27 protein-coding genes, 1 pseudogene and 3 riboswitches are annotated in these 25,867 nt (G+C 38.1%); of the genes and pseudogenes, 22 read left to right on the top strand and 6 right to left on the bottom strand.

All coding sequences use genetic code 11. The features are described from left to right. Together RDV78_01970 and RDV78_01965 are read left to right on the top strand one after the other, a co-directional pair. A complete protein-coding gene (locus RDV78_01970; GenBank protein ID MDS1029271.1) occupies positions 1-654 on the top strand; it encodes a hypothetical protein in 654 nt (217 codons plus the stop codon). Between the two features lie 96 nt (positions 655-750). Further along, complete coding sequence (locus RDV78_01965; GenBank protein ID MDS1029270.1) at positions 751-933, top strand: transposase; 183 nt, start codon at positions 751-753, stop codon at positions 931-933. Positions 934-1,109: 176 nt separating this feature from the next. Here the strand turns inward: RDV78_01965 and RDV78_01960 are convergent, their stop codons facing one another. Both RDV78_01960 and RDV78_01955 read right to left on the bottom strand, forming a co-directional pair. Further along, positions 1,110-1,640, bottom strand: coding sequence for an ECF transporter S component (locus RDV78_01960; protein MDS1029269.1), 531 nt, complete (start codon positions 1,638-1,640; stop codon positions 1,110-1,112). 19 nt (positions 1,641-1,659) lie between these two features. Beyond that, entirely contained in the window at positions 1,660-2,535 is an 876-nt protein-coding gene (locus tag RDV78_01955) for a pyridoxamine kinase (protein ID MDS1029268.1), read from the bottom strand. 233 nt (positions 2,536-2,768) lie between these two features. Between RDV78_01955 and RDV78_01950 the strand changes: the two genes are divergently transcribed. From RDV78_01950 to RDV78_01915, 8 genes and pseudogenes are all read left to right on the top strand, one after another. Then, positions 2,769-4,490 (top strand): aldehyde ferredoxin oxidoreductase C-terminal domain-containing protein, encoded by a 1,722-nt coding sequence (locus RDV78_01950; protein MDS1029267.1) that lies wholly within the window; start codon positions 2,769-2,771, stop codon positions 4,488-4,490. Positions 4,491-4,567: 77 nt separating this feature from the next. Then, positions 4,568-4,792, top strand: a complete 225-nt coding sequence (locus tag RDV78_01945) for a MoaD/ThiS family protein (protein ID MDS1029266.1) — start codon at positions 4,568-4,570, stop codon at positions 4,790-4,792. Then, positions 4,792-5,484 (top strand): annotated as a pseudogene (locus RDV78_01940) (HesA/MoeB/ThiF family protein). Before RDV78_01945 ends, RDV78_01940 begins: the two are co-directional and overlap by 1 nt. A gap of 147 nt (positions 5,485-5,631) precedes the next feature. Continuing rightward, positions 5,632-5,728, top strand: a riboswitch (TPP riboswitch). A 119-nt stretch (positions 5,729-5,847) separates the two neighbouring features. After that, complete coding sequence (gene thiD, locus RDV78_01935) at positions 5,848-6,654, top strand: bifunctional hydroxymethylpyrimidine kinase/phosphomethylpyrimidine kinase (GenBank protein ID MDS1029265.1); 807 nt, start codon at positions 5,848-5,850, stop codon at positions 6,652-6,654. Continuing rightward, the gene (gene cytX / locus RDV78_01930; protein ID MDS1029264.1) at positions 6,647-7,855 is read left to right on the top strand and encodes a putative hydroxymethylpyrimidine transporter CytX; all 1,209 of its coding nucleotides are present in this window, start codon (positions 6,647-6,649) and stop codon (positions 7,853-7,855) included. Before thiD ends, cytX begins: the two co-directional genes overlap by 8 nt. Then, positions 7,845-8,648 carry a hydroxyethylthiazole kinase gene (gene thiM / locus RDV78_01925; protein ID MDS1029263.1) on the top strand — a complete coding sequence of 268 codons (804 nt, stop codon included), beginning with the start codon at positions 7,845-7,847 and terminating at the stop codon, positions 8,646-8,648. Before cytX ends, thiM begins: the two co-directional genes overlap by 11 nt. Continuing rightward, positions 8,639-9,265, top strand: coding sequence for a thiamine phosphate synthase (thiE, locus tag RDV78_01920; GenBank protein ID MDS1029262.1), 627 nt, complete (start codon positions 8,639-8,641; stop codon positions 9,263-9,265). Before thiM ends, thiE begins: the two co-directional genes overlap by 10 nt. Positions 9,266-9,504: 239 nt before the next feature. Next, positions 9,505-9,807, top strand: a complete 303-nt coding sequence (locus tag RDV78_01915) for a DUF5661 family protein (GenBank protein MDS1029261.1) — start codon at positions 9,505-9,507, stop codon at positions 9,805-9,807. Here RDV78_01915 and RDV78_01910 read toward each other — a convergent pair. Further along, a complete protein-coding gene (locus tag RDV78_01910; GenBank protein ID MDS1029260.1) occupies positions 9,804-10,193 on the bottom strand; it encodes a helix-turn-helix domain-containing protein in 390 nt (129 codons plus the stop codon). The two genes, RDV78_01915 and RDV78_01910, sit on opposite strands and share 4 nt — an antisense overlap. 138 nt (positions 10,194-10,331) lie before the next feature. Between RDV78_01910 and RDV78_01905 the strand changes: the two genes are divergently transcribed. Next, complete coding sequence (locus RDV78_01905; GenBank protein ID MDS1029259.1) at positions 10,332-10,493, top strand: aspartyl-phosphate phosphatase Spo0E family protein; 162 nt, start codon at positions 10,332-10,334, stop codon at positions 10,491-10,493. Positions 10,494-10,595: 102 nt separating this feature from the next. On the opposite strand, the gene RDV78_01900 is transcribed toward RDV78_01905, so the two are convergent. The 3 genes from RDV78_01900 to RDV78_01890 are packed head-to-tail and all read right to left on the bottom strand — an operon-like array spanning position 10,596 to position 12,869. Further along, a complete protein-coding gene (locus tag RDV78_01900) occupies positions 10,596-11,078 on the bottom strand; it encodes a QueT transporter family protein (protein ID MDS1029258.1) in 483 nt (160 codons plus the stop codon). 25 nt (positions 11,079-11,103) lie between these two features. Further along, positions 11,104-11,871, bottom strand: coding sequence for an acyl-CoA dehydratase activase (locus tag RDV78_01895; protein MDS1029257.1), 768 nt, complete (start codon positions 11,869-11,871; stop codon positions 11,104-11,106). After that, entirely contained in the window at positions 11,868-12,869 is a 1,002-nt protein-coding gene (locus tag RDV78_01890) for a 2-hydroxyacyl-CoA dehydratase (protein ID MDS1029256.1), read from the bottom strand. Before RDV78_01890 ends, RDV78_01895 begins: the two co-directional genes overlap by 4 nt. Before the next feature lie 244 nt (positions 12,870-13,113). On the opposite strand from RDV78_01890, the gene RDV78_01885 reads away from it, so the two are divergent. From RDV78_01885 to RDV78_01835, 11 genes are all read left to right on the top strand, one after another. Then, the gene (locus tag RDV78_01885; GenBank protein ID MDS1029255.1) at positions 13,114-13,320 is read left to right on the top strand and encodes a hypothetical protein; all 207 of its coding nucleotides are present in this window, start codon (positions 13,114-13,116) and stop codon (positions 13,318-13,320) included. Further along, positions 13,302-13,490, top strand: a riboswitch (cobalamin riboswitch). (Overlaps the previous gene by 19 nt.) 98 nt (positions 13,491-13,588) lie before the next feature. Further along, positions 13,589-14,320: an adenosylcobinamide amidohydrolase gene (locus RDV78_01880; GenBank protein ID MDS1029254.1), complete on the top strand. Its 732-nt coding sequence runs from the start codon at positions 13,589-13,591 to the stop codon at positions 14,318-14,320. Positions 14,321-14,339: 19 nt separating this feature from the next. Beyond that, a riboswitch (cobalamin riboswitch) is annotated at positions 14,340-14,528 on the top strand. Between the two features lie 147 nt (positions 14,529-14,675). Continuing rightward, complete coding sequence (locus tag RDV78_01875; GenBank protein MDS1029253.1) at positions 14,676-18,230, top strand: S-layer homology domain-containing protein; 3,555 nt, start codon at positions 14,676-14,678, stop codon at positions 18,228-18,230. A 110-nt stretch (positions 18,231-18,340) separates the two neighbouring features. Continuing rightward, entirely contained in the window at positions 18,341-19,498 is a 1,158-nt protein-coding gene (locus RDV78_01870) for a DUF4430 domain-containing protein (GenBank protein MDS1029252.1), read from the top strand. Positions 19,499-19,520: 22 nt separating this feature from the next. Beyond that, a complete protein-coding gene (locus tag RDV78_01865; GenBank protein MDS1029251.1) occupies positions 19,521-20,435 on the top strand; it encodes an energy-coupling factor transporter transmembrane component T in 915 nt (304 codons plus the stop codon). Continuing rightward, on the top strand, positions 20,408-22,111 hold the full coding sequence (locus RDV78_01860) for an energy-coupling factor transporter ATPase (protein MDS1029250.1): 1,704 nt from the start codon (positions 20,408-20,410) through the stop codon (positions 22,109-22,111). Before RDV78_01865 ends, RDV78_01860 begins: the two co-directional genes overlap by 28 nt. 8 nt (positions 22,112-22,119) lie before the next feature. Next, positions 22,120-22,794, top strand: a complete 675-nt coding sequence (locus tag RDV78_01855) for an ECF transporter S component (GenBank protein MDS1029249.1) — start codon at positions 22,120-22,122, stop codon at positions 22,792-22,794. A 38-nt stretch (positions 22,795-22,832) separates the two neighbouring features. Then, positions 22,833-23,894 (top strand): terpene cyclase/mutase family protein, encoded by a 1,062-nt coding sequence (locus RDV78_01850; GenBank protein MDS1029248.1) that lies wholly within the window; start codon positions 22,833-22,835, stop codon positions 23,892-23,894. Then, a complete protein-coding gene (locus RDV78_01845; protein ID MDS1029247.1) occupies positions 23,891-24,595 on the top strand; it encodes an ECF transporter S component in 705 nt (234 codons plus the stop codon). Before RDV78_01850 ends, RDV78_01845 begins: the two co-directional genes overlap by 4 nt. A 71-nt stretch (positions 24,596-24,666) precedes the next feature. After that, entirely contained in the window at positions 24,667-24,837 is a 171-nt protein-coding gene (locus RDV78_01840) for a hypothetical protein (GenBank protein ID MDS1029246.1), read from the top strand. 250 nt (positions 24,838-25,087) lie between these two features. Then, on the top strand, positions 25,088-25,789 hold the full coding sequence (locus RDV78_01835; GenBank protein MDS1029245.1) for an arginase: 702 nt from the start codon (positions 25,088-25,090) through the stop codon (positions 25,787-25,789). The last annotated feature ends 78 nt before the right edge of the window (positions 25,790-25,867 follow it).

The raw sequence follows: 25,867 nt of genomic DNA, 5'->3' as shown, positions 1-25,867 counted from the left end.
GTGAGTTTGTTAGGTAATGTTGGTTCTCTCTACATGATAATATTAATACTTCTCCTGATTATCGGCTTAGGTTTGATTACAATAGGCTTGTTTAACTACATAATTACTTTTATGGATAAGAGCTTAAATTTAACTAAATTAAAAATTGGAGGTATGTATATGCAAAATAATAATTGGTTAAGGCTTGCGTTATTTTCTTTCGTTGGGATAATTATTTCTGTTGTAGTACTTTCATTTGTAACATCTGGGAGTAATTCAAGAGGATATTCATTAATGCAGCAAACTACGCCAATGAATGGAATGAATATGGGAAATATGTATATGCAAAGTATACCTAATTGGCAAACCGGAATGAATAACGGTATGAACACTATGATGCCAATGTATGGTACAGGTATGATGAATATGGGTATGCCTACAAATCAAGGCATGATGATGAATGGAATACCAATGTATAACATGGGTGGTACAGGGATGATGAACATGACAATGCCTACTAACCAAAGCATGATGATGAATGGAATGCCGATGAATAGTATGGGAGGTATGGGCACAATGAATATGGGAATGCCTATGGGCCCAATGAATATGTCAACTCCAAGCAGTTCAGGAAGTAGTTCAGGCGGCAGTATGAGCGGTATGGGTATGATGTAAGAAAATTAGGAACAAATTTATACAGTACTGGCCCGTACCCCTTTTGATGGACAGTTGAAACACAAGTATAATAGAAGTTGAAAGGGGTTAAAAAAGATGGCAAAGCAATATAGTGCAGAGTTTAAAATGGAGGTAATAAAACGGGTAGAAACATCTAAAGGTTCCATAGCATCTGTTGCAAAAGAATTAGGTGTAAAGACCAGCACGCTACATGGTTGGTTAAAAAGATATCGTACCAAACCACGGCTTGAACTGGCATTAACTTTTTTATTAATTTAAGAAATATTAAGCAATTCTATGAAACATAAAGTAATACTTGCGTTTTACGTGTCTATTTAACGGAGGACGCCGCATCAAGGCAAGCGTTTGCACAGGCATGGATGGCAAGAATTAGATAAACTTTTGGGCAGATAGCTAAAAAAGGGCGGAAAACGCCCTTTAATTTTTTCAGTCAGTTAACTCCTATCAAGGATGCCTGACTTGCTAAGCGCAATACGTAAAGTTGCCGACAAAGGAATTGCTATCAGTATCCCCACTGACGATGTAATGAGCGAACTAGGAACATTGGCGATGGCGGCCTCAAATCTGCCAATGACTGCTGTCCATGCAACTAGGTACCCGGCAAGAGTCCATACCGCTCCCAAAATACAGCCAAGAATATTCCTTACAACACTGTTTCCTTTGGAACCGCCTGAATGAGCGATGCTGCCCACAATTAATCCTGCTATTCCCTTAATAACTAATGACCAAACAGTGTAGAGGAAAAATCCGGAAAAAAGGTCAACAAAAGCCGAGGCGATGGCACCTGCCAAGCCTGCACGAACACCTCCGAAAAGGATGGCAGAGGCAAATAACGCTGCTGTACCAAGATGAACCATGGCACCATTTCCGTAAGGAATTTTTATCATTGTACCGATTGTGCATATTGCAGCTAGCAATCCCACTATTACAATGTCTTTTAAAGAAAATTTCGTTGTCTTATTCATATTATACTTCACTCCTATTCTAATCTATTATTTCATAATTACTGCTCAGATGTTCATTTTTAAGCTGTACAAGTATCTTTTCAAGCAGTACCCCCTCTCTTACCGGAGTTCCATAGTCATAAGTTGTACGAACGGCAATTGATACGAACTGCGTTGCTTTATCCATTGCTGTGGGAAGATTATCTTCCATAAGAAGATTTCCGATTAGAACACTTGTAAAAATATCACCGGTACCGGGATAGTGTGCCGGCACGTAGTCGTATGCCACTTTCCAATAAGTATCCTCGCTTCTTTTATAACCTATATTTTCAAAGCGGCCATTTTCAGTTTTTATACTGGTTATTATGACTGTGTCAGGGCCCATTTCAGAAAGCTTTTTCAGAAAATACTTCAGCTTAGGTTGACTGAAAGCTTTTTCAGTGTATGGTTCTTCAAGAAGAAAACAAGCTTCCGTTAGATTCGGAGTTATCACATTAGCTTCTTTGACGAGTAACCGCATTTTCTTTTGCATTTCCAAAGTATATGTTTTATAAAGCTTGCCGTAATCCCCCATGACAGGGTCAACAACTAACAACTGTTTATCCTTACTTTTAAACTCCTTAAATAGTTCTAAAACAATATCAATTTGCTTTGCAGAACCCAGAAACCCAGAATATATACACTCAAAATCCAGGCCTATACTCTTCCAATGGAAGGCATAATCTTTCATATGGTCAGTAAAGTCTTGGAAATAAAATTCGCCGAACCCTCCGGAATGGGTGCTAAGTATGGCCGTCGGAAGCGGACATACCTGTATACCAAGAGATGAAAGCACAGGTATGATAACTGTAAGTGAGCATCGGCCAAAACCGGAAAGATCGTGCAGAGCGGCTACTTTTGGTATTAATTTGTTCACAATGTCACCTCGCAAAGAAATGTACTGTCCCTTTTTTCTAATTTACTAAATTGCATCGATACTATTTAAAGTGTATTGATTTATTTATACAATTTTATTTACATAGAAGGTAATTGTCAACTTATAAATTTTTCTCTGTAGGATAGTACACGATTAGGTGACATAGGTTTTTAAAATGAATATTTCTGTTTTTTTAGCCAATAATAAGAAACGATCGAAAAAGGAGGATGATCATGAAGATTTACCGGGTCAATATGTCAAACCTCACCTTTTCTAGTGAAGAAGTACCTGAAGAATGGAAGATGCTCGGGGGACGTGGTTTGACCTCTGCAATTGTCGCTAAAGAAGTAGAACCAACTTGCCACCCCCTAGGAAACAAAAATAAATTAGTATTTGCGCCAGGTTTGCTTGCTGGAACTATGGCAGCAAACTCAGGCCGCTTGTCTGTAGGGAGCAAAAGCCCCTTAACTGGTGGTATCAAAGAAAGTAACTCCGGTGGTACGGCGGCCCAAAGGCTGGCTAAACTGGGAGTTAAAGCATTGATTATCGAGGGTATTCCTGAAGGGGACAAGTGGTATTCTCTCCATGTTCATAAAGATGGTGTTGAGATCAAGGAAGAGACCGAATTTTTAGGTAAAGGCAATTATGAAATCATTCATGCTTTAACTTCAAGGTATGGGGAAAATACTGGTGTAATGACAATTGGACAAGCAGGAGAATATAAGCTTTCTACTGCCAATATTTCCGTTAAGGATCCTAAGGGTCATATTCGCAGTGCAGGACGGGGTGGACTTGGAGCTGTAATGGGTTCAAAGAAAATTAAATATATTACCTTGGATGATAATGATGGAGCTGGTATTAGCATTCTTGACAGGAATAAGTTTAAAGATGCGGCACATGTGTTTAATAAGGGATTACTTAGCCACCCGGTTAGTGGAGATGCACTACCGAAATATGGTACAGACGTATTGGTTAATATTCTTAATGAGGCAGGTGGACTGCCAACACAAAATTTTCGTATGGGCCAGTTTGATGGGGCTGAAAAAATTTGCGGGGAGACTATGTATGATACAATCATGAGCAGAAAAGGCGATCCTACTCATGGGTGTCATGTGGGTTGTGTGATTCGCTGTTCTCAGACCTACAATGATAAAGACGGTAAGTATCTAACCTCCGGTTTTGAATATGAAACCATTTGGGGTTTTGGAGCCGGTTGTAAAGTTGATGATTTGGATATTATTGCTGAAATTGACCACGTATGTGATGATGTAGGCATAGATACTATTGAAATGGCAGGGGTTATGATGGTCGCCATGGAAGCAGGAGTACTACAATGGGGCGATGGCAAGGGAATGCTAAAACTCCTAGGCGAGGTCAAAGAGGGAACTCCCATGGGCCGTATCCTTGGAAACGGAGCAGATTTTACCGGAAAAGCCTTTGGTGTAACCCGAATTCCTACTGTAAAGCGTCAGACGATGCCTGCCTATGACCCAAGAGCAGTAAAAGGTATTGGCGTAACTTATGCAACTACGCCTATGGGTGCGGACCATACTGCCGGGTATTCTGTTGCCACAAACATCTTGAAGGTCGGAGGTCATATTGATCCATTGGAAAAGGAGGGTCAAATTGAACTTTCAAGAAACCTCCAAATTGCAACTGCTGCGTTAGATAGTGCCGGTCTTTGTATCTTCGTGGCTTTTGCAGTCCTTGACTATGAACCAGTTTCCCATGCCATAATCGATATGATTAACGCCCAATATGGCACAAACTGGACAGTAGATGATTGGTTTGATCTGGGGAGGTCTGTTTTAAAAACCGAACGTGCGTTTAATGAAGCGGCAGGTTTCACCAACAAGGACGATAGGTTACCGGAATTTTTTAGTGAACCAGTACCTCCTCATAATGCAACTTGGGATTTTTCCGGCGAAGAACTAGATCAAGTAATGCAAGTTTAGGAAGAAAATTAATGCTTTTAAACATTAAGCTTTACTTAGCAAAATAAAGAAAAGTTCTTAATGAAGGAGGTTTAACGATGGAAGTTAAGGTTAAGTTATTTGCTACCTTACGCGAAGGACGTTTTAAGGAAAAAACAATGGAAATAGGTCAGCAAAGTAGGGTACTCGATGTAATTGAAAAATGTGGCCTACCCCTAGAGGAAGTAGCCATATCCTTGGTAAACGGGAGAGATGTTGATAACGACCATGAACTCCAAAATGGAGATATACTTGCACTTTTTCCTCCTGTGGGTGGTGGTTAATGGGAGTACAATTACCACCTCGCTACCAGCGTAATTACAAAGCGTTATCAATTGAGGATCAGAACAAGCTAAGACAGTCCACGGTAGCTGTGCTTGGATGTGGTGGACTTGGTGGCAGCATGATTGAAGAGTTTGCCCGCTTAGGTGTTGGATAGTTAGTGCTAATAGACGGAGACCGCTTTGATGAAACCAATCTCAATAGACAACTGTTATCCACAGAGAAAAACATAAGTCAGGCAAAAGTGGAAGCCGCTAGGCAAAGAGTACAGGCAGTGAACTCCGATGTAAAGCTTAAAATTTACGCTGAATGGTTTGACGAAGAGAATGGAGCAAAGTTTTTTAAAGGTGTAGACTTGGTAATGGATGCGCTAGATACGTTGTCGCGGAGGATATCATTGGAGAAAGTATGTCACAAACTTAACCTTCCTCTGGTTTATGCAGGCGTTGCAGGTTGGTTTGGGTTATTAGGGGTAAGTTTTCCAGGCGATAATAGTGTAGCGCGCCTTTTCCGTGGTGGAGAAAGTGGGGCGGAAAAAACCACAGGAAACCCAGCCTTTGGGCCAGCTATTATAGCCAGCCTCGCCGTAGTAGAAGCGGTCAAGGTACTGATCGGCAGGACTATTCCGCTGCAAAAAGCTTGGCTGCAAGTTGATTTATTGGAAATGGAATTTGAACGTTTTGAATTAATTTAGTATATATTATGCTGAAGTCTTGTCACAACTTTATAGTGTTTAAATATTATTTATTATAATTTTCTTGAATATCTTGAATATATAGTACTTAATGCTTTCTTTTTAAATAAAAAAATACTATAATAAAAAACAATAATTGAATATCCATATAATTACTAGGGGCGCGAAAGCTGAGAAAGTCGCCAGACTTGACCCTTTGAACCTGTTAGACAATGCTAGCGTAGGGAAGTAATTGTACCTTTGAAAATTTTAGGGATGCAATGTCTATGCATCCTTTTTTTGCGTTGCTTTTCAAAGCTAATGGTCAGTGACCCGCCCTAAATGTGAAAGCGCAATATCCCTAAAAGGAGAAGGAGGAATTCAATGAAAAATCTATTAACCATTGCCGGATCTGATTCTTGCGGTGGAGCAGGAATTCAGGCAGATCTTAAAACCTTTAGTGCACTTGGTACCTATGGCATGAGCGTAATCACAGCTGTTACCGCACAGAATACCACAGGGGTGCTTAGCGTTAGGGAAATGGACGTAGAAATTGTCCGAGAACAAATTGATTGTTTATTTGATGATATTGTAATTCATGGTGTGAAAATTGGGATGGTTCCCAGTGTGGAAATTATTAATATTATTGCGAAATGTCTCCTCAAAAATAAGGCGGCCAATGTTATTGTTGACCCGGTTATGGTTTCTAAAAGTGGCTGTCATCTTCTGCGACCCGAATCAAAACAAGCCTTAATTGAACGTTTATTTCCGCTAGCACTCATTGTGACACCTAATCTGTATGAAGCTCAGGTGATTACCGGAGAAGAAATTACAACCGTTGCAGATATGGAAAAAGCAGCTCAAGCGATTCAGCAATTGGGAGCAAAAAATGTGGTGGTCAAAGGAGGGCATTTAACTGGAGATGCTGTAGATGTATTTTATGACGGAAAAAACTTTAACTATCTTAAGGGTATGCGCATCAATACCAAAAATACCCATGGAACAGGCTGTACTTTTTCCTCCGCTATTGCGGCTTACGTTGCCAAAGGATATTCTGCCCTGGAAGCTGTAAAGCTTGCTAAAGAGTATATTAATGGGGCGATTGAGCATTCCATAGAACTTGGGCATGGGGTTGGTCCTACCAATCATTTTTACAGATTGTATCAGAAGGCAGGGATGTTGGATGCCTAAGGAAAGAACTATGGGAGGGTTTAGTTTATTTGCCCTCTGGTTTGGAGCTGCTGTCTCTTTAGCCGAAATTATGACCGGGTCTTTAATTGCACCACTGGGAACTGTAAAAGGGATGGTGGCCATTTTGCTTGGGCATTTAATAGGCTGCCTCATCTTAGGCATTGTAGGGATCATTGGCTTTAGAGAAAGAAAACCATCTTTAATAGCTAGCCGTACAGCTCTTGGAAAGTATGGCTCATTTATTGTCTCAATATTTAACATCATCCAATTATTAGGCTGGACAGGGATTATGCTCATTCAATGTGCCAGGTCTGTACAACTGATAACAACAGATTTATTTGGCTTGAATAATCTGGCTATCATCATTGTCTTTGTAGGAATTTTGGTTGGGTTATGGGCACTAAGTATGGATAAAGGAATTCATATTATTAATAACATTGCAGTAATGTTATTGGCAGTTCTAAGTTGTATTATGCTAGGTTTGGTTGTTCAAGGTGGCCAAGTTAAACCTATTTTGGAAAGCATCTCCTTTGGAACTGCCCTGGAACTAAGTATCATAATGCCATTATCATGGGTACCTCTAATCTCCGATTATACCATGGCGGCAAAGAGTGCTAAAGGTAGTTTTGTGGGTGCTTTTATCGGTTATTTTTTAGGAAGTTCATTGATGTACTGCATTGGTTTAATAGCGGCAATTTATGCTGGAACTTCTGATCCTATCAGTATGCTGGCTCAGCTTAATCTGGGTTATATAGCCTTATTCATTGTTATTTTTGCTACAGTTACAACTACATTTTTAGATGTTTATTCAGGGGTATGGTCTACTTTAAATTTAGCACCAAAACTCCCCAGAAAATTTCTCATTGGAATTTATTTGATTTTGGGTATTTTACTCGCTATATTTTTTCCTTTAGAACAATATGAAAATTTTCTCTATATGATAGGTTCCCTTTTTGCTCCGGTGTTTGCCGTAATTATTGTAGACTATTTTATTTTTAAACAAGATAGATCTGCCACGGCGTTTAATATTCCAGGTCTGTTAGCTGCTATCTTTGGAATATCAACTTACTATATTGTAATTAGATTTGATTTACCTTTAGGTTCTACGGTTCCGACCATGTTGGCAACAAGTATCCTATATTTCGTGATGCGTTATAGTGCTAATACTAAAAGATGGGGAGAGAACGATTATGTTAAATAAAATCAATAAAACTTTACATGCTGTTAAAGCAAAAACGCCACTAGTTCAAGCTATAACAAATTATGTGACGATTAATGATTGTGCTAATATATTGTTATGTTTTGGGGCATCTCCGGCAATGGTAGAAGCTAAAGCAGAGGTGGAGGAGTTTGTTCATTTAATATCTGCTCTCTATATTAACCTGGGAACATTGACTAAAGAGCAGGAAGAAGCAGCTATTTTAGCGGTAAAAAAAGCTGCCGAGTTACATAAGCCTGTTGTGCTGGATCCCGTTGCCTGCGGTGCCATTAGTCGGAAAATGGATGTTATTAAACGATTATTTGAGGTTGGAAAAATAGCCGTGATCAAGGGTAATATGGGTGAAATTAAATTTCTGGCGGGGTCTGCAGGGAAAGTAAGAGGTGTTGACTCTGTTGATGATGGAGAGGGTGCCTTGGAAGCCTGCAAAAATTTAGCAAAGTTATATCAAACGGTTGTGGTGGCTACTGGTAAAACAGATATTATAACAGATGGAGAAAGAACTTGTTTAGTTGAAAATGGGACTTCGTTACTGACTTTAATCACTGGCGCAGGCTGTATGGCAGGTGCCTTAACGGCAGCTGCGGCAGGTGTGGAGCAAGACTTTTTTATCTCCAGTACTGCTGCCATCATGGCTATGAGCCTAGCGGGGGAAATGACTGCAAATGCTGTAGAAGGGATATTGCCTGGAACTTTTCGAGTTAAGTTATTTGATTATATGTATAACTTATCGTCAGAAGATATTTTGAAAGGCGGAAAAGTAAAATGCCTATAGATTATGCGTTATATTTGGTTACAGATCGAACTATATTAAAGAATAGGGATTTACCCCAAGCTGTTGAGGAAGCTATCAAAGGTGGTATTACCATGCTTCAACTAAGAGAAAAAGAAGCATCTTCTGCAGATTTTTATCGTTTAGCGTTAAAAATTAAAGCACTAGCCAAAGCCAATAATATACCTTTGATTATCAATGACCGCTTAGATATTGCACTTGCTGTTGATGCAGATGGGTTGCACATTGGACAAGAGGATTTACCTCTCAAAGTGGCAAGAAAATTGTTAGGAAAGGATAAAATTTTAGGCTATTCTGTGTCTAATGTTGCAGAAGCGGGATATGGTGAAGAAAATGGTGCAGATTACCTTGGAGCTGGTCCCGTCTATCCCACAAATAGTAAAGCAGCCGCCAATAACCCTATAGGTATTAAATGTTTAGAGGAAGTTAAGAAGAGTGTTTCTGTACCTGTTGTTGCCATTGGTGGAATTGGCTTTTCAAACATTAAGGAAGTCAAAAACACTAAAGTAGATGGGGTTTCCTTAATTTCCTCCATTCTAGGCAGTGATAATATAGAAGATACGACTCGTGGCTTGCTTAAACTGTGGAGGGAAGAATGAAAAGAGCTTAGTGTTTATAGTGCTTACTCTTTTAGCAATTTTAAATTTTGCTTTACTAAATTAAAAACTCGCTGCAAGAATGCTATTTTATAAAAACGAGAATCTCCTTTTTGGCATTAATTTTAGTTTTTTGCCAAAAAGGAGATTTTTGGTTTTAGAGATCGCCTACTGAATATTTTCAGAGTGTTTTTGAAAACATATTTATATTAAGGTTAATAAAAAATGAAGGAAGTGTAGAAATGAAAAATTTTACTTTAGAACAAGCCAAAGACATAGCAAAACAATTGGAAATTGATTTTGAAAAGGTTAACTTTTCGCCAGAAGAATTCTTGGCAGGTTTAAATGTGGAGTTGGAGCACGGGCTTGTAGATCCACACACTAATGTGACCAATGATGATTTGCTTGCTACAGCTAAAATTGCATTGGCCCATTTAAATGAAAATAGCTTGTACTATGATGAAAACATCGGTGTAGAAGCATGGGAACATGCTTTAGATAATTTCAAAGGAAGTACAAAAGGGAAAAAAATACAAATTGTTTAGTCTTTTCTCATATAAGGGAGAATAGTTCTTACAAGTTTTTTAACTAACTCCAATTCCTGGGTTGAACATTTGGAAAGTAGGCTATTTATCTGTTCATCTTTACTACTTTTACATACTGTATAGGTGCTATGCAACTCGTTAACAAAGTCGACATATTGATGAACTTGCCCAAATACCAGGTAATCTAAGGATACATGCAAACAGTTTGTAACTTTAACTAAAACAGGAAGGCTCATCTGTCTTTCGCCTCTTTCCAATTGCCCAACATAATAGTCAGAAAGACCAATGATTTCTGCAAATTCTTCCCTTGAAAGTCGAAGTTTTTCTCTTTCTTTACGTATTCTTTGCCCGATGGCTTTATTATTTATTTCAGCTTTATTTTCCATATTATTCACTCCCTACCAAAACACTTTACAGAAATATAAGCTGCATCTGAATTTGCAATGTGCATAAATTTATTATTTGCAAAGAGGCAATATTTCATGTAAAATTATGTCTATGGTTTATGATGAGGGGTGTAGGGTGTGAAGATAAAAAGAAAAATAGAAATTGGAAGGAATATCCTTAACAATGCCGGTAAAATGAATATGAGCAAAGAGATACTGTTGAAAATCAGCCAAAAAATAGATAGATATATTGTTGAGTATTATAATCAATGTGGCACATGTGAAAAGAATGAACAATAGTCTATTAATCTTAATATTTACACACATCTGCTCATAAATAAAAAATTAACAATAATGCTTAATTTATATTGAAAATTCACAAGCAAATTAAATTCTCAAGCCTTAATCTGAAATATCCCACTTTGATAATACTCTTTTGAACTGTTTTACAAGTATAACTCCAGAAATACCTGGAAGCACTTGGCCGATACATAGGCTAGTTGCAAGAACGACATATGGGAGCTTAAGCAGAATGGATAGCCATATAGGTACAATAAGACCCGGAATAAAAATTATGGCTAGCGCTATTAGCCACTGGTTGAGTCTAAATTTTCTAATATAGCAAACTGTTCCTGCAGTCAGAATCCCGGCTAAAGCGCCACCAAACATGTCAAGTGGACCAAGCCCTCCCATAATGGTATTGCTGAGAAAGTTTGCCAAGCCTAGAGGGAACACTAAATATGGGTAAATATAACTTAAAGCATATAGAGATGTGGCTATTCTTATCTGATATTGTCCAAAGGCAAATCCCTGAGTTGTATACATAATGACAATGTAAAGCGCAATGACTAATGCAGATGCAGTAAGTTTTTTAATTGAGTTCATTTCAATATCTCGCTTTCTTAAGTTTTTATTTTTCTGATTTAATCATACTGCCGTAATAACAACAACCTATTGCTCCATTAAACTGTGGCTCTGGCAGTAATATAATATCTTGATACAGTTCTTTTAAGTTTTTGATTAGGGCTTGATTAGAGGTAATTCCCCCGGATAAAACAAGCAAATTTCCTGTGAATTTTGTTAATAGAGGCTTTAGCCGTTTGTAAAGTGAGCAATTTACTCCGGCACAAAGCCTTTTTATATTTATTCCTTCAGCAATCTTACTAATCAGTTCGGACTCTGAAAATACGGCACAGGTGGAATTAAGTTCAACTGGATTTTCATAATGCTTAAATAGTTCGTCTAGGGGTATTTCGAGAACACTTGCCATATTTTCCAGGTACCTGCCGCAGGAAGCAGCACACTTTTCATTTAGTTCTAGGTCGGTTATTATTCCTTTTTCTACTTTAGCAACTTTTACGTCCTGTCCACCTATATCTAAAAGAATAAAATCTCTTAAGCTAGTTTGAAACAGTGCCCCATACACATGGGCTTTAACTTCATTGATAGCTTTAAACTCGTTTAAATCGGTATTGTTTTTACCGTACCCAGTGGATATAGCAGTTTTAATATTGCGAATACCCAATTTTTTAATGTCAACAATCACTTTACCGTCAAATTTACAATAGTTTCTGTAAAAAGACATGGTGCTTATTTTATTTTTGTACACTAATGTTTTGTTATCCATCATTACGATTTTAACTTCACGGCTTCCAAGATCTATACCCAGTATACTCATTTATCTACCTCCTTCAAATCAAGTAACATATCAAGGAAGGCCTCAAGACGCAGTTTAGTTCTGGCATCAAGGCGATTATGCGTATCTCCTTCAATTGTCAGAATAGGTAGATCAAGCGTTTGCTTAATTACAATATCTTCTATTCCACGATGACAAAATGTTTGAGTATAATGCACTAGTGCATCTAATTGACGTTCATTAATTTGTTTTTTAATTTCATCCAATCTAAAACTGAGATCATAGGGGTAAGTGTAGTCGTGATACTGTTCGTAGATATTTTTGGCTGTAGCCCCACGTGGAAAGGCAAATTCTCTCTGTACTTCATTATAAACAAAACGGGCATCCAATTTTTCTACATAATCATACAAATCACAAGTCATAGGAGGAACCCCAATATAGCCAAGACGCAATTTATGCTTCAAAGGGGGTCGCTGCTCAATTTCTATAATTTTTTGTTCTAGCAACCTTTTAAATTCTTGCGGGTCCCTATTAAAATCACTTAACATCACTTGATACAGGTGGTTTTCCAATCCGGTTGCTTTGTTGTGGATGTAGGTAAGCTCGTCTATTCTTTTGGCCAAATTACGAATCTTATTTAACTTTTTACGGGTGTTTTCCACTTTATTTGCTGTAAGGAGGAACGTTTCCATAAATTTATCAATACTTGCTGTAATGTCTGCTAATTTGTGACTACTAGGATACGAGAATGGGTGTACAGAAATGCCTTTTTTTTTATAAACTTCTAATAAAGCTTTGGTATTTGAGCAGTCACCCTGTATAACTCCAATAACCTCCTTAATATTATTTTGGACACAAACTCCGTAGATACCCTTGATCCAAGCGCAGGAACTTTTGGGAAATCCATCTTTTTCAGCTATTTCAATGTACTTTATATAATCTTGCGAAGAGACAAAAATATTATTGAGGTCAATTACCTTATAGCCTGCAGCAATTAGTACTTCTATTGGTACAGTTGTAGTTATACCAATAAGTTTCATTATATCCCCCCAATATGTTCCAATAAAATAGTTCAAAACAATAAAAAAAGGGCGTATACTGCCCTATAAAAAACAAAAATGAGCTATCTTTGCCGATAGCTAGCCCGTAGTTTTGTTTATAGACAGGATGGTTACGAACTGTCTTATTATTCTATTGAGCTAATTATATTGTGATTTTTTTAGTCCGTCAACTCTTACCAAGGGTGCCGGACTTGTTAAGTGCAATACGTAAAGTTGCTGCTAAATGGATTGCCGGCAGTATTCCTATTTAGATGCAGGCCAAATTGCTGACAACATTGGCCCGGAATCTTTAACAGATGTCCAAGAATTGTTTAGCGAAATAAATGTGTTAGTTGAGTCATTGAAATGTATATTGCCATTACTGGATAGAAGTGATATACTAGCAGTAGAAAAATGGAAAATAATTAAAAAAATATATTTAACAAAATAGGTGTTTTGCCTGTGGGCAAAACTTAATAGGGAAGCCGGTGGAAATCCGGAGCGGTCCCGCCACTGTAAAGGTGAGGGATTTTACATTAGTGTCACTAAGCAAGAGCTTGGGAAGACGTAAAATCTTGATGAACCATAGCCAGGAGACCTGCCTGTTTTGAAGATGCTAATCTACGGAAGATAGAGATGGCTGTTTTTCTATACCTTTTTTAGAATAACACTTTAAACTCTGTTTTGTAGACAGAGTTTTTTTATTAGGAGGGGAAAAGTTGCTAGAGGAATTAGTATATATTCATCAACAAATACCAATATCAGGGGTCACACTTGAAGTGCCCGAACCAAATACATTGCTGATCAAAGCGGATCAACCTTTGAAAGTAGCAAGTTCTGCTATTTTAGGTGGACATTTACGTACAGCAAATTATATTTTAAATCATACAGTTGATTTGAATTATGGGGGAGACGATCCGGAAAAAGATTTGCAGCAAGTGGCAGCGGGGTTGGAACTTAAAAAAGATATAGTTGGCATGATGACAGCAGTCAGTATTAAAAATACGCTTATGAGCTGCTGCCAAATTGAGAGCTTGAAAGTCGTTACTCTTTGTACTGCAGGGATTGGTAATCCGGGTGTGGCCGGTATACCAATAAGACAAGTGACTAATAATAATTGCCCGGGAACCATTAATTTAATCGTACTGATTGATGGAAACTTAACTGAAGCAGCCATGATTAATGCTGTTATGACTGCTACAGAAGCCAAGGCAAGATCTTTATTTAAAAAACAAATTAAGTTGGCTAATGGGGAACAGGTAACCGGGACAACAAGTGATGCTATTGTGGTAGCCTGCACAGGTAATGGAAAATCGATTCCTTATGCTGGGACGGCAACGGATCTAGGCTATTTAATCGGTAAAACTGTATATGAATCACTGACTAAAGGAATCGATTTATACTTAGATTACAAGCGTAAAGAAAAAGAAGCCGTTAGTCTTTCAAATTAATTAAAAATAGTAAAAAAATTAAATACTCTAAAAAATAGGTGTTTTACTCGAGGGTAAAACTTAAAAGGGAAGCCGGTGGAAATCCGGAGCGGTCCCGCCACTGTAAAGGTGAGGGATTTTACAATTATGTCACTAAGTGAGAACTTGGGAAGACGTAAAATCTTGATGAACCAGAGCCAGGAGACCTGCCTGTTTTTGTAAACGCCAGAGCTACGGATGATAGGGAGGTGATTTTTTTGTACCCTTTTTTAAGAAACTTCTTACTCTGCCATTATTAAATTGAAAAAATCATCTTAATTAATTGTTTCGGTAAGAAATTTTGTTATCCTGTTTACAGATGAATGGAGGTGTTATTGTGCTTAAAAAATTAAGTTTAATTTTATTGGCGATTATATCATTATGCTCCTTTGCATTTCCAGCATTGGCTGAGGATTCACTAAATGATGAGTTGCAAGATATTGTTACTTACTATGAAAATCAAAAAACGAACTTGGAAAACTGGGAAGAAGTAATTGGCCTTAAAAATGCAGGAGTAGATTTGACTCAAAGTCCTTGGATATTACCAGATTGGCAATTGGATTCATTAAATAATGAATCACCTGCAAGGGACTATGCTAAAACCATATTAGGCATGAAAGGGGCCGGACAAAACCCGGCTAATGTCAATGAAAGAAATATAGTGACTGAATTAGTTGACAAGCAAACAGATCAGGGCCATTTTGGTGGAGCTGTTAACGATACTATCTGGGCAGTGATTACTTTAGATACTATGAAAGCAAGTTACAACACTGATAAAGCTATAGCTTATCTACTTGAACAGCAAAAGCAGGATGGAGGATTTGCCTTAGACGGGAATATAGGAGATGTGGATGTCACCGGGATGACATTGATGGCTTTGTCCAGTCATCAAGATGTAACAGGAGTCAAAGAGGCAATTGCTAAAGCAGAACAATTTTTGCAAAACAATCAACTAGATTCCGGCGGGTATCAGAGTGGTTCTACGGAAAATACTGAATCTATTGCTATGGTTATTAGAGGGCTAACAGCTTGTGGGATAGATGTAACTTCTAGCGAGTGGCAAAAGAACGGTAAAACAATGATCGACGCTTTATTTGCCTTTCAAAAAGAAGATAAATCTTTTTCTCACAGTAAGAATGGCACCAGTAATTCCCTGGCAACTAGACAAGCACTTATTGCCATAGCTGATCTAGTTAATGGAAATGTATTTTATAATTTACAAAAAGATACCAAACCTGAACCTGACCCCGTTAGCGAAAAAACAGTCCGAGTGCGAGTTGAGGGTGCCACAGAGAGCCTAAAAGATGAAACAGTAACCGTTAGTGGTACAGCATTGGATGCTTTGGAAAAAGCCGTTGGCAAGGATAATGTCAAAGCTTCTGACGGTTTTGTTAGTGAAATTATGGGAGAAGGGGGAAAGAACGGAGATAGTATTAACACCAGCTGGAGCTATTATGTGCTGCGCAATGGGGTTATTGACCCAAGCGTTTTTGATTTAGGAGCAGGTAGCTATAACGTAGAGGACGGAGACGAAATCATCTTTTATATCAGTGGCTATGACAGCAAAACCTGGGCCGGTAAAACCTATCTGCCCATAGTAACAGTAGATCCTCCATCACCAAAAGCAGGGGATACAGTGACAATTAAAATTAGTGCCCAGAAATACGTTTACCCTACAGGATTACAAAATCTAACATCGGATGAAGCTGCAGCCATTGGCGAATATACAGTAAAAGTAGGAGATGAAACTTATACTAGCCAAGGCAAGGAAGTTTTTATAAAAAATATTAAAGAAGGAACAGTCAACTACTTTGTTAGCAATCAAAATAGCAACGGTTATCCTAATGTAGTTACTTGGCGAGATGAAATTCAAGTTACTAGTGACAGCGGTGGTAACCAAGATCCTTCCAGCGATAAAATTTCCGTAGAAATTGCTGTTGTTGGCAGAAGCGGCGATTTATTGTATGGGCCTGAAAGCGTGACTTTAAGAAAAAATAAAAATAACGCTTTAGAAGCATTACTAGCTACTAATTTGAAATGCATTTTAGATGGCGACCTCGTAACTAGTATTTCTGGTCAGGAAAACAACGGACAGAACGGATGGATGTACAAGGTTGGCAATATAACGCCTGAGGTACCTGCGCCTGATCAAGAAGTTACAAACGGAGATAAAATTATTTGGTGGTATAGTGCCGATATGAATTCTAGAGGCCCTAGCTGGAGCGATATTAAAAAGAATTCTTCCGGTGGAAATAATAGCTACTCAGATAATGAATTTGCCAATACTGGTAATTTATTAGTCGATATTGCTATGGATAAAGCGAAAATAATGGAAGATAAAATACAAGACGGTATATGGAAACCAGATCAAGCATTAAAAAAATTAAATAAGCTTTTAAATAGTGAGGTGTATAAAGCTTTAAGTGACAAAGATACGGAAGCTAAGGAAGCGGTAGAACTAGTCACATATGTAACAGACCATGCGCTGGCAGCGATTATTGATTATAAAGGCTCTACATTACCCCAATGTTTAGAGGCTTTAAACGATGTTATGGATGATGGGGTAAAAGTAGTTCGGAGCAAGTTCACTGATGCAAATATGCAGGAGTTAACAGATAGCTTACAAAAACAAAAAGAAAAAATGCTTTTAAAAGCCGATTCAGTAGCATTGGACCATCTAAATGTCACTTCTAGTGACAGTACAACAACTGTTTCTTTAAAGGCAGAACAAATCAAAGAGATATTGGAGCAAAGAGAGGATTTTTGGCAAAATCTAAACAAAGTGTTTAAAGATAATGGAATGCAAGATTCTATTACCCAGGATGAAAATAATGCCAAGCAAATGAGTGTAAATTTGCCTGGCATATCAAAAAAGAAAAGAAATCTAGAATTTTTAATGACCAAAGAAACGGCAAAAAATTTAAAAGAGAATGGAATAAAACTAAGTATCAAATTTAGTGATGCCTTGACATGTCTTGTAACTGGTCAGGAACAAGAAGGTGAAGGTTATGTATTAGCTTTAGAAGAAAACGGTTCAGAGTTACAAAAAGAGATTGAGCAAACTGCTCAGGCTAAATCTAACAGTAGTTTGAAATTACAAGTAGTTGGGAAAAGCTATCAATTCCGTTTGCAGGATGCAGATAAGAAAATGTTTTTAGTATCTTTAGCAAAGCCCTTAACTATGCAAATTACAGATAAAGTTCTTACGGATAATTCTGAGTTAATAGGACTTTATCAATACGAAAACGGTCAATTCAGTTTTGTGGGTAAAGAAATAAATTCTAAATCCGGAGTGATCCAGGTCGCATCTTCACAGACAGGATGCTTGGTTTTATTAAAAAGCGAGGTTCAATATAAAGATTTAGCTGGACATTGGGCAGAAGATGCAATTAAATCTTTGAGTGCAAAACAAATTGTGTCCGGTACAACTGCAGGAAAATATGAACCAAATCAAAAGATTACACGGGCTCAGTGCGCTGTTTTGTTAGCTAAGGCCTTAGGATTAGCAATAGAAAGAAACGAATTAAACTTTACTGATGTTCCTCAAAATGCCTGGTATGCAGATTATATTGCAGCTGCAGCCAAAGCTAATATTTTAAAAGGTACATCTTTCAATCATTTTTCGCCTGACAGTTATGTAACAAGAGCTGAATTGGCAGTTATGCTCAACAACGCTTTAGAGATAAAACAGGGTGAGAAAGCACTAAAGCAAACCGATGCTTTAAAAGCCTTTACGGATCAAGAAAATATTCCAACTTGGGCTAAAAATAGTCTGGCTAATGTTGTTGCCCAGGGGTTGATGACTGGTCGCAGTAAAGATACTTTGGCTCCTTTAGGTTATGTAACCAGAGCAGAAGCAGCTGTTTTGATTGATAAACTATTAAAAATGTAAACGGTTTATCAAAACAAAGTTGACTTGAGTAATAATTCTTAGAAAAGTGTAATTATGTTGAATCAGTAAAATAAAAAATTGTGAGGAATTTATCCTTGGGAGGTTGTGAAATGAAAAAGAAGCCTTTACTAGCTTTACTGGCAGTATTATTACTATCGGCAGCCCTATTGAATGGATGTGCCGGGGGCAATAGCTCTAAGCAATCTGCCAATGCTCAACAACAAGCTGCCCAAGTTCAACAGAATACTCAGGCAGCTAATCTCACAGAAAAAGAAACACAAAAAGAGCTGCAAGATAAGACTAAAGAAGCTGAACAGTCTAATCAACAATCAAATAAACAAGAAGAGAATAATGCTAATAACGCTGCTGTTCAAGTTGCCAATACCAATACTTCGTCAGTATCCTCAAGTAAAAAAAGCAGTGGAAAAACTGTTTCCTTATGGATTACGAAAGACTTTGGGAAGAGTTCATTGTTAAAAAAAGAAATTATATTAGAAAAAAACTGGACAGTTTTCGATGTTTTACAAAGCTCAGCTCAACTGGAAACTGCCCAGGGAGGAGGCTTTATTACTGGCATTAACGGATTAACAGCTGAAAGTGGTCAAAAAAAGGCCTGGATGTATTATGTAAATGGCATTTTTGCAAATGTAGGAGTTTTAGATTATTTGCCCCATCTAGGCGATGTAATTTGGTGGGATTATCACAAATGGGAGAGTATGTCTACGTTCCCTGCTGTTATTGGTTCTTATCCTGAACCTTTTCTCCATGGTTATAAAGGTAAGGTTAAAACGACAACAATTTTAAGTTTATCTGAAAATCAGGAGTTGGCTGATAAACTAAAGCAAGTCCTAAAGGCAAAAGGAGTCGCCAGTGTACAGTGTCAAGATTTAGCAAAAAACCAATCCCTAACAAGAACTGGGCCTACTATAGTTTTGGGAGAATGGAAGAAGCTAAGGCAGATTAAAAGTCTATCGGAGTTAAATGCTGCCTACAGTAAAACAGGAACGTGTGTACATTTTACTGGTAAGGGTTTAGAAATTATTAATTCTTCAAATAAAGTAGCTAAAACCTTAACTAAAAGTGCAGGAGCTATTGTTGCCACAGGTGATGGTAATGGTGATGAAAAGCCCTTGTGGCTTGTTGTTGGTATTGATGAAGCAGGTTTAAAACAGGCGGTTAATATTCTTGCCGGCCACCCGGAAAAAATTAAAAGTTGCTATCAGGCAGCTGTATCTGGAGGTAAGGTCCTGAGCTTGCCGGTGCAGTAAAAAAATAAGGAAATGGTGCAATGTGTTAATTTATCGTGCAAAGCATAATCTAATTCATCAATTACATCCTTTGACTGCATTAAGCTTTATTGTTGTCGTGACTTTTTTAGCGCTATTATTTTCCCATCCCGTATATTTGTTTGGTTTACTGCTAGTTACAGGTTTAGTTCTAGCTGCTGCTGAGAATTTACGTGAATGGAAGCCTTATTTGGAAGTCAGCCTGGGGATGCTGGTCATTATTATGCTGGTTAACTCTTGTCTGGTACATGTAGGAACTACGGTTTTGTGGAACGGGCCGAATGTTCCAGTCATAGGAAGAATACGGATTACCTTAGAGGCTTTGTGCTATGGAGCTGCTATGGGTGTTCGTTTGCTAGTAATTATCAGCATTTTTTGTTTATATACCTATGCTGTGCATCCTGATAAAGTTCTGAAGCTCTTCAGTCGCTTGGGTAATAAGTCGGTACTGGCTATTACTATGGGTACAAGGCTTTTCCCTTTAATGTTGGGAGATGTGCTGCGCATTACGGAAGTTCAACGCTGTCGGGGTGCCAAATTAGATACGGGTAGTTTTATGCAGAAAGTTAAGAATCGGTTGCCTATTATCAATGTACTACTTTTATCTTCTTTAGAGTCTTCTCTCCAGACGGCAGAAGCTATGCAGGCTAGAGGCTATGGAAGCGGAAAAAGAACGTATTACAGCAGGGAACTTTGGCGTCCCAGAGATTCCTTGATTATGTCAGCAACAGTATTGGCTTTTTTGCTTGGCCTTTGGTCGGCATGGCAAGGCTGGGCTAATTACACTTATTATCCACGTCTCGAAAATATTACTCGAAGTGATTTCCCGGCAGCAGCTGTATTGATTTTTTTACTGGCTATTCCGGCATTTTTAAGTTGGGGGTGTAAAAAATGGCCCAGATTCAAATCGAAAATTTAACTTACTATTACCCTGAAAAAACAAAACCTGCTTTAGAAAAAATAAACTTGGAAATTTTAGAAGGACAGTTTGTTTTAATTGTAGGTGGCTCAGGATGTGGTAAATCTACATTGGTCAGAGCTTTAACGGGTCTGGTACCGGAATTCTACGGAGGTACCTTTGGCGGTAAGGTTTCTTTAAATGGTCAGGAAATTCAAAGGTTAGACAAGAGAAAGTTAGCCCAACAGATTGGAATGGTTTTTCAAGACCCGGAAAGCCAATTAGTAATGACTAATGTGGAAGAAGAATTAGCTTTTGGTTTGGAGAATCTAGGTTTGCCAAATGATTTAATGAAAAGGCGCGTGATGGAAGTTACGGGGGCTTTAGGATTATCCAATTATTTACAACAATTTATTCCTGAATTATCCGGTGGTCAAAAGCAAAAAGTTGCTTTAGGAGCCATCCTGGCAATGCAGCCGGATATTCTGGTATTAGATGAGCCTACATCTCAGTTAGATCCCGTTGCTGGGGAAGAAATTCTGACAATGCTGAAAAGATTAAATGAAGAAAACGGTTTGACCGTAGTTTTAGTTGAGCAACGGTTAGAACGCTGCTTTCATCTAGCTGATCGAGTAATAGTCATGAATAAAGGAAGAATTGCTTTTGACGGGGAGCCTGAGCAAGCAGCCAAGTGGGCTGCGCTGAACCATTCTCCTTTTATTCCTCCTTTAGCCAATTTATTTGCAGGAGCAGGTTTTCAAGATGTTCCTCTTACAGTGAAAAAAGGCAGGGAAATATTGAAACGTCATTTTGCTATTACGCAGTGCGCTAGTCCTGTGCAACAAAAAAATATTAAAGTAGTCCCCGTCCAAAAGGATAGTATTGTATCTGTGGAAAACTTATGGTTTGCTTACCCTACGGGCAAAGAAGTTTTAAAAAAGATTAATTTGCAGATTAGACCTGGAGATTTTACGGTGATTATGGGTGAAAATGCTGCTGGAAAGACAACGTTGCTGAGGAATATCAATGGTCTTTTGCGGCCAAGTAGGGGGCAGGTGAAAATATTAAATCAGGATATTAAGAAGATGACTGTGGAAGAGCTGGCTAAGGATATTGGCTATTTGTCCCAAAACCCCAATGATTATTTGTTTTTACCAACCGTAAAGGAAGAATTAAATTATACCTTACATAATTTGAACTTACCTGATAATGGGATATGTGAAAAGCTCTTGGAAAGGCTGCATTTAATGGATCATTTGCAGACAAATCCCAGGGATTTAAGTTCCGGGGAAAGGCAGAGAGTGGCTTTGGCTACTGTGTTAGTCGCCAAGCCAAAGCTTTTGCTTTTGGATGAGCCTACTCGGGGCTTGGATTATCAGTTAAAAGAAGAACTGGGTAAAATTCTTTGGAAACTGCAATCTCAAGGAATGGCTATTCTAATGATTACCCATGACGTAGAATTTGCTGCAGAATATGCCACAGATATTATTTTGATGGCCGAAGGTTCTTTTGTTGCCCAGGGAAGTAAGTATGATATATTGACTGATTCAACTTTTTATTCACCGCAAATCAGCAAATTGTTTCATAACATAGTTGAAAAAGTGGTTACTTTGAAACAAGGGGAAAAAATATTAAATAAAATGTCCACTATTTTGAATCAGCAGCAATTTACAGTCACGGGTAATAATGTTAAATGAGTAAGGTAGTGTTTATTTTTTTAATTTTGTTTCCTCTAACTGTTGGTATACTGCCTAATCTTTTTCCTTTTGAACTAAACTGGGCTGTATTGAGTACAATTATTGTTTTAGCTGCTTTAGGCATGTTCTTTTCTGATTTTGAAAAGAGACAAACCAACGTACGCAAATTAACATTGTTAACTACTTTAGCTGCATTAGGTGCGGCAGGAAAAGTTCCTTTTGCAGCTTTAATGAGCTTTCAGCCAACTATGTTTATTGCTATGATTACAGGTTATGTATTCGGCCCTAAGGCAGGTTTTTTGGTGGGCGCCTTAGCTGTATTTACAGCCAATTTTTTTATAGGTCAAGGTTTATGGACTCCCTGGCAAATGTTTGCTATGGGCTTGGCGGGAGCTTCAGCTTCTTTTCTTACCGGTAAACAAAAGCAATTTAGGCATAAAATATTTTCTGCGTTTTGTTTTGGATGGGGTTTTTTCTATGGCTGGATTATGAATTTCTGGCATTGGGTCGGCTTTGTTTATCCCTTAAGTATTAATAGTTTTTTGGCAACTTATCTGGCCTCTTTTAGTTTTGAAACAGTTCGAGCCCTAGGTAATTTACTATTTTCCCTACTCTTAGGACGTTCGTTTTACGAAATTCTAGTACGGTTTAGGAAAAAAGTAGTACAACAACCATTAGTTTAATGATTGTGATAGTCTTAATATATTTGGAAGGAGTTTGAATGATGCTAAAGAAAAACAGACTGGTTAATATTAGTTTGGTAGTTTTAAGTTTTTTTGCTTTTAATTGTTATGCTTTTGCTGCCCCGGCTTTATGGAAGCAGGATTATCAGGTCAATATAACCAAAGGTTTGCAATATTTGCATAGTGTACAAAATAAAGATGGTGGTTTTAGTCCACGGGAAGGACGTCCCAGTGACCGGACAACAACGCTATGGGTGATGATGGCACTATCCTCTGTAGGGGAAAATGTGACGAGTAACAATTGGAAACCAAAAGGTCAAAGCCCTCTGGATTATGTTATGAAGAGCAAGGAAACTTTAAAGACTACATGTGATTACGCCCGCTTGCTTTTAGCGTTAACTACTGCTCAACAAAGTACTGTCTACCAAGGTACTAACTTAGTGCAAAAAATTACTTCTTTTCAACAAAAGAATGGGCAGTTTGGACAGCCTGCTCAGCAAGAAACAGGGGCGATTAATGTCCATATCTGGTCTATTTTAGCTCTTGCTTCTGCCGGAGAAAAAATTCCTAATCAGGAATTGGCTAAGCAATGGCTCTTGGATCGGCAAAATAAAGATGGTGGATTTGGCTGGTTTGAAGGCGTAGACAGCGATGCTGACGATACTGGTGCTGCTCTTCAAGCCTTAACGGTTTTAGGTGAAAATCAGTCCAATTCCTTGGCTATGCAAAAGGCCGTGACTTATTTAAAAACTTGCCAAGGCAAGGATGGAGGTTTTAACAGCGGTTGGATGGGAGATAAATCGAATAGTGCAACTGATGCTTGGGTGATCCAGGGATTAGTGGCGGCAGGGATTGACCCGGCGGCAAAAGAGTGGAGCGTTAATGGTAAAAATGTGCTGACTCATCTGCTGGGTTTGCAAAAGGAAAAGGGCTTTTTTTCTTGGACTGCAGAAACCCCTTCTTCTAAAGTGTTGGTTACTGCGTATAGCTTATTAGCTTTATCTGGTAATCCTCATCCGGTTAACGGTGGAAAATATGTTGATCCGGTAGTGAAGAAGTCAACTGTGCAAAAAACTGTTCCAAAGAAGGGGACGAAATGAAGAAGTATTTTTTCCCCGGCTTAGTATTGGGCATAGGTGTTATCTTGGCAGTCGGCTTGTTTCAGGGAAATTCTTTACTTGGAAACTACTGGCCCTTACTGTCGGCTGTCCTATTATGTTTAGCTTTAATGGCATTTTTTTGCCGCTTTGAGGGCAGTTCAACATCAGCTAAGGATGTTGCCGTTATAGCTACAATGGCATCTTTAGCTGCTATTGCCCGGGTGCCTTTTGCTATTATTCCCGGTTTTCAGCCCACGACTTTTATGGTAATGATTACAGGATATGTTTTTGGTGCCCAAACGGGCTTTTTAACTGGTGCTATTGCTGCTTTAGTTTCTAATTTGTTTTTAGGCCAGGGACCATGGACACCATGGCAAATGTTTTGCTGGGGACTGACCGGAGTATCTGCAGCGGTGCTTGCTCATGGGAAAGAGCAAATGCATTTAGGGGCATTTACAGTTTTAGGTGGTTTATGGGGATATTTGTTTGGCTGGATTATGAATATTTGGCATTGGGTCGGTTTTGTCTACCCTTTAAATTTACAAACTTTTATTGCAACGTATATCGCTAGTTTTGCTTTTGATACTTTGCATGCTGTAGCGAATGTTATTTTTGCACTTCTATTAGGAAAAACATTTTACCAAATTTTATTAAGGTTTAAAAATAAATTAACAGTTACTTACAGCAATCAAGCCGGTTAAAAATAGAATTAAGCATAGCCCGGACTAAAAGAGCTTATGAGGAATTAGAAAAAGAAGGTTACATTGTAAGTATGCCAGGAAAAGGCTCTTTCGTTTCAGCGCAGAAGAAGGAATTGCTTAAAGAGGCAAGGACTAGAATTGTAGAAGAGAAATTGTTAGAGGGAGTGTCAGCTGCCCAGACTATCAACATTTCCTTGGAAGAACTCCAGGAAATGCTGAAGCTGCTGTATGAGGAGGGGTAAAAGATAGCACCGATTCTAGAAATAAAGGGCCTGCGTAAAGATTTTAAAGACTTTAGCCTTAAGGGAGCTAATTTCATAAAATCCCAAGGGAATGTGGCCATTGGAGTATTGCTAAGTGCCGGGGTTGTTATATTCATGCTTCTATCCTATGGACTATCAGTATTGTTTTATAAGGGAAGAGAATTTTAATTTGCTGCAAAAGCACTTTAGGTCATAAGTAATTACTATTACTTGGGGGGCGAGTGATATTATGCAAAAGTGCTTACTATCCATTGATTGGGATTACTTCATTAATACAAAAAATGAAAATGGGGGTTCATATTTAGAGAATAATAAGAACAGGATTAATCTATGGTATAAACGGTATTTTCAATTAAAGGCAAGTGGAAAAGATATAAAAAAAACCTTTCAGTTATCCTTAGAGGCAGATACGTTTTGGAAGAAGATTAAAAAGCACTTTCAATTTGTAAAGGGTATAAAAGCTTATGTTTCCGACTCCCATGCATTGTCCTTTGATATAGCCAAAAATAATGGCTGTTCTACGGTGTACTTATTTGATGCCCATTCCGATTTGGGCTATGGAGGTCTTTCTAATTTAAATTTTGAAGTTAATTGCGCTAATTGGCTAGGTAAGCTCTTAAAGAGCAAATTGATAGAACAGGCAAATATTATTTATAGCCCGTATACTGCCGAAAAGCCGGAGTATTTTAAAGCTATAAATAGTTTTTACAATGTACGATACCTATCATTAAATGATTTGGATGGGGACATTAAAGTGACAGCAATACATATTTGCAGGTCGGGTGCTTGGACACCTCCTTGGTTAGATAAAAGATTTTTTCAATTTGTTGATGAGTTAGGGGTTCCTTATGAGACTATAGATTGTCCACCAAGAAAATGGGACACAAAAAATATGAGCTTCTCCGATCAAATCTATTATTTAATGGCTTAAATGGAATACTAATATTTGTAGTCTAAATAATAGCGTGTTATAAAATAAATTGCATTCAGGTACTTAGAAAGCACCATA

The sequence above is a fragment of the Bacillota bacterium LX-D genome, from assembly GCA_031628995.1.
Taxonomy (GTDB): Bacteria; Bacillota; DUOV01; order DUOV01; family Zhaonellaceae; genus JAVLUO01.
This window is presented reverse-complemented; position numbering and strand designations above follow the sequence as displayed.

Excerpts from the sequence above, each read along its gene's own strand:
- RDV78_01945 (MDS1029266.1), top strand. The coding sequence starts at position 4,568 with ATGGAAGTTAAGGTTAAGTTATTTGCTACCTTACGCGAAGGACGTTTT.
- RDV78_01895 (MDS1029257.1), bottom strand. The coding sequence starts at position 11,871 with ATGAGTATACTGGGTATAGATCTTGGAAGCCGTGAAGTTAAAATCGTA.
- RDV78_01950 (MDS1029267.1), top strand. The coding sequence starts at position 2,769 with ATGAAGATTTACCGGGTCAATATGTCAAACCTCACCTTTTCTAGTGAA.
- RDV78_01845 (MDS1029247.1), top strand. The coding sequence starts at position 23,891 with ATGAAGAAGTATTTTTTCCCCGGCTTAGTATTGGGCATAGGTGTTATC.
- RDV78_01860 (MDS1029250.1), top strand. The coding sequence starts at position 20,408 with ATGGCCCAGATTCAAATCGAAAATTTAACTTACTATTACCCTGAAAAA.
- RDV78_01960 (MDS1029269.1), bottom strand. The coding sequence starts at position 1,640 with ATGAATAAGACAACGAAATTTTCTTTAAAAGACATTGTAATAGTGGGA.
- RDV78_01915 (MDS1029261.1), top strand. The coding sequence starts at position 9,505 with ATGAAAAATTTTACTTTAGAACAAGCCAAAGACATAGCAAAACAATTG.
- RDV78_01885 (MDS1029255.1), top strand. The coding sequence starts at position 13,114 with ATGGATTGCCGGCAGTATTCCTATTTAGATGCAGGCCAAATTGCTGAC.
- RDV78_01900 (MDS1029258.1), bottom strand. The coding sequence starts at position 11,078 with ATGAACTCAATTAAAAAACTTACTGCATCTGCATTAGTCATTGCGCTT.
- thiD (MDS1029265.1), top strand. The coding sequence starts at position 5,848 with ATGAAAAATCTATTAACCATTGCCGGATCTGATTCTTGCGGTGGAGCA.
- RDV78_01910 (MDS1029260.1), bottom strand. The coding sequence starts at position 10,193 with ATGGAAAATAAAGCTGAAATAAATAATAAAGCCATCGGGCAAAGAATA.
- RDV78_01965 (MDS1029270.1), top strand. The coding sequence starts at position 751 with ATGGCAAAGCAATATAGTGCAGAGTTTAAAATGGAGGTAATAAAACGG.
- RDV78_01850 (MDS1029248.1), top strand. The coding sequence starts at position 22,833 with ATGATGCTAAAGAAAAACAGACTGGTTAATATTAGTTTGGTAGTTTTA.
- cytX (MDS1029264.1), top strand. The coding sequence starts at position 6,647 with ATGCCTAAGGAAAGAACTATGGGAGGGTTTAGTTTATTTGCCCTCTGG.
- RDV78_01835 (MDS1029245.1), top strand. The coding sequence starts at position 25,088 with ATGCAAAAGTGCTTACTATCCATTGATTGGGATTACTTCATTAATACA.
- RDV78_01870 (MDS1029252.1), top strand. The coding sequence starts at position 18,341 with ATGAAAAAGAAGCCTTTACTAGCTTTACTGGCAGTATTATTACTATCG.
- thiM (MDS1029263.1), top strand. The coding sequence starts at position 7,845 with ATGTTAAATAAAATCAATAAAACTTTACATGCTGTTAAAGCAAAAACG.
- RDV78_01890 (MDS1029256.1), bottom strand. The coding sequence starts at position 12,869 with ATGAAACTTATTGGTATAACTACAACTGTACCAATAGAAGTACTAATT.
- RDV78_01840 (MDS1029246.1), top strand. The coding sequence starts at position 24,667 with ATGCCAGGAAAAGGCTCTTTCGTTTCAGCGCAGAAGAAGGAATTGCTT.
- thiE (MDS1029262.1), top strand. The coding sequence starts at position 8,639 with ATGCCTATAGATTATGCGTTATATTTGGTTACAGATCGAACTATATTA.